The organism is Vicinamibacterales bacterium, from assembly GCA_041659285.1.
GTDB lineage: Bacteria > Acidobacteriota > Vicinamibacteria > Vicinamibacterales > UBA2999 > 12-FULL-67-14b.
This window is the reverse complement of record JBAZYO010000042.1, coordinates 1-2,868: the sequence shown is the minus strand read 5'-3', so window position 1 is coordinate 2,868 and position 2,868 is coordinate 1. Positions and strand designations below refer to the sequence as shown.

The following is a 2,868-nucleotide window of genomic DNA, read 5'->3' as shown; positions in this document are numbered from 1 at the left end:
AAGATGTTTTATAAATCTCTGGCATAATTTAAAGCACTATGAGCGATCAATTGAAATGGTATGTGGTTAGGGCTGTTAGCGGCAAAGAGAAAAAAGTAAAGCAATACCTGGAAGCAGAAGTTAATCGTTTAGGTATTTCGCATCTTTTACCTCAGGTACTGATTCCGATGGAGAAATACTATCAGATGAAGGATGGAAAGAAGATTGCAAAGGAACGTAACTTCTATGCCGGATATGTACTAATTGAAGCCGCTCTTGACGGAGAACTTGAACACGTTATAAAAGGTATCAATAGTGTAATTGGTTTTCTTGGGGATAAAGGTGGCAATGCGGTTCCGATGAGAACTGCAGAAGTTAACCGGATCCTTGGTAAAGTTGATGAGATGGCCGAACAGGGTGAATCAATGAATGTGCCTTATTATGTTGGAGAGAATGTAAAAGTGATGGATGGGCCGTTCAACGGATTTACCGGAGTGATTGAAGAGGTAAATGAAGAGAAAAAGAAACTTAAGGTGATGGTTAAGATCTTCGGAAGAAGAACACCTCTTGAGTTGAATTATATGCAAGTCGAAAAAGAGTAATACGTTATACGTTGTATGTTATACGTCGCATGCGACACTTATAACGTACAACTTATAACTTAACAAGGTCTTAAATGTTACATAGCTTCCACTACTAACATTGAGTTAAAAACAAATCAATAAAAATGGCAAAAGAAGTCGGTGCTTTAATAAAATTACAGATCAAGGGCGGCGCTGCTAATCCATCTCCACCGGTTGGTCCCGCATTGGGAGCAAAAGGTGTGAACATCATGGAGTTTTGCAAGCAATTCAATGCACGTACCCAAGATAAACCAGGTAAAGTTTTACCGGTTGTAATCACTGTTTATGTCGACAAGTCATTCGAATTTATCATTAAAACTCCTCCTGTAGCAATCCAATTACTGGAAGCTACTGGTTTAAAGAGTGGTTCTGCAGAGCCTAACCGTAAAAAGGTTTCCAGTGTAAACTGGGATCAGGTTGAAAGCATAGCCAAAGATAAAATGACCGACTTGAACGCATTTACTGTCGAGTCAGCCATGAAAATGGTTGCTGGTACAGCACGCAGTATGGGAATTACCGTTAGCGGTGATGCACCCTGGAACAATTAATTATACAAAATCAGTTTAAGAAGTGGCTAGATTAACAAAAAATCAAAAATTGGCACATTCCAAAATTGAGGATGGGAAAGCATACTCATTGACTCAGGCTTCGGCTTTGGTTAAAGATATCACAACTACTAAATTTGATGCATCAGTTGACCTTGATGTACGCTTAGGCGTAGATCCGCGTAAAGCGAATCAAATGGTACGTGGTATTGCAAACCTCCCTCATGGTACCGGTAAAACTGTCCGTGTATTAGTTCTTTGCACTCCTGATAAGGAAGCAGAGGCTTTAGCAGCCGGAGCAGATTACGTAGGTTTGGATGAATATATTGCCAAAATAGAAGGTGGATGGACTGACGTTGATATCATTATTACTATGCCTAGTGTGATGGCAAAAGTAGGTAAACTTGGCCGTGTTTTAGGCCCAAGGAACCTGATGCCAAATCCTAAATCAGGAACTGTTACCCCGGATGTGGGTAAAGCCGTAACTGATGTAAAAGGCGGTAAGATTGACTTCAAAGTTGACAAAACAGGAATCATTCATGCTTCTATCGGAAAAGTATCCTTTGATGCTGATAAGATTTATGAGAATGCGTTAGAAGTAATTCAAACGATCTCTAAATTGAAACCATCAGCTGCAAAAGGAACTTATTTCAAGAGCATTCACATGTCGTCGACAATGAGTCCGGGAATCGAAATTGAAACTAAATCAGTAGCGGGAATCTAATCATGAGAAAAGAAGAAAAACACGAAGTTGTTCTTGCTTTAACAGAGACGATTGCTGAGTATGGTAATTTTTATATTACCGATACGGCAAACCTGTCTGTAGCAAAAGTAAATGATATTCGCCGCAAATGTTTCGAGAACGATATCAAAATGCAGGTCGCTAAGAATAAGCTGATCAGAAAGGCCATGGAAGCCTCTGAAGGCGATTTTAGCGAAATGTTTGACGTACTTAAAGGATCCTCATCTCTTTTATTCTCAAAATCAGCAAATGCTCCGGCTAAACTGATCAAGCAATTGAGAAAATCGGGTGATAAACCGGTACTGAAAGCTGCATACATCGATTCAGCAGTATTCATTGGCGATAATCAGTTAGATGCCCTGGTAAACCTTAAATCTAAGGAAGAATTGGTGGCAGACATCATTGCATTGTTGCAATCTCCTGCTAAAAACGTTATCTCCGGCTTACAGTCAGGTGGTAATAAACTTGCAGGAATTGTTAAAACATTACAAGAAAGAGGTTAACGGGCACCTAAAAGTTCGATTAAATTATTCAAGTACAGAAATTTTAAAATTAAAATAAAATGGCAGATTTAAAATCGTTTGCTGAGCAATTAGTAAACTTAACAGTAAAAGAAGTTAACGAATTAGCTCAAATATTAAAAGATGAGTATGGTATTGAGCCAGCTGCAGCAGCAGTTGCAGTAGCAGCAGTTTCTGGTGGCGGTGACGCTCCGGCAGCAGCAGCAGAACAAACAGCTTTCGATGTAATCCTGAAAGAAGCTGGTGGTTCTAAACTGGCAGTTGTTAAATTGGTAAAAGACCTTACAGGCTTAGGTCTGAAAGAAGCTAAAGATTTAGTTGACGGTGCACCGAAAGAAGTTAAAACCGGTGTTGATAAGGCAGAAGCTGAGTCATTGAAAAAAGCATTGGAAGAAGCTGGAGCAACTGTTGAGATTAAGTAATTCTTAACTCATAAATTATGGTATTAGACTCCGATT

General features: G+C 39.3%; 5 protein-coding genes. All 5 read left to right on the top strand.

Features of this window, described 5'->3' with window-relative positions:
• The first annotated feature begins 38 nt into the window (after nt 1-38).
• The 5 genes from nusG to rplL all read left to right on the top strand — a co-directional run bounded on the left by nusG (nt 39) and on the right by rplL (nt 2,832).
• On the top strand, nt 39-581 hold the full coding sequence (gene nusG / locus WC815_24235) for a transcription termination/antitermination protein NusG (protein MFA5911899.1): 543 nt from the start codon (nt 39-41) through the stop codon (nt 579-581).
• Nucleotides 582-706: 125 nt separating this feature from the next.
• The gene (gene rplK, locus WC815_24230) at nt 707-1,150 is read left to right on the top strand and encodes a 50S ribosomal protein L11 (GenBank protein ID MFA5911898.1); all 444 of its coding nucleotides are present in this window, start codon (nt 707-709) and stop codon (nt 1,148-1,150) included.
• Nucleotides 1,151-1,172: 22 nt separating this feature from the next.
• Nucleotides 1,173-1,871, top strand: coding sequence for a 50S ribosomal protein L1 (gene rplA, locus WC815_24225; protein MFA5911897.1), 699 nt, complete (start codon nt 1,173-1,175; stop codon nt 1,869-1,871).
• Nucleotides 1,872-1,873: 2 nt separating this feature from the next.
• Nucleotides 1,874-2,392, top strand: a complete 519-nt coding sequence (rplJ, locus tag WC815_24220; protein ID MFA5911896.1) for a 50S ribosomal protein L10 — start codon at nt 1,874-1,876, stop codon at nt 2,390-2,392.
• A gap of 59 nt (nt 2,393-2,451) precedes the next feature.
• Nucleotides 2,452-2,832, top strand: a complete 381-nt coding sequence (gene rplL / locus WC815_24215) for a 50S ribosomal protein L7/L12 (GenBank protein ID MFA5911895.1) — start codon at nt 2,452-2,454, stop codon at nt 2,830-2,832.
• Nucleotides 2,833-2,868: the final 36 nt, after the last annotated feature.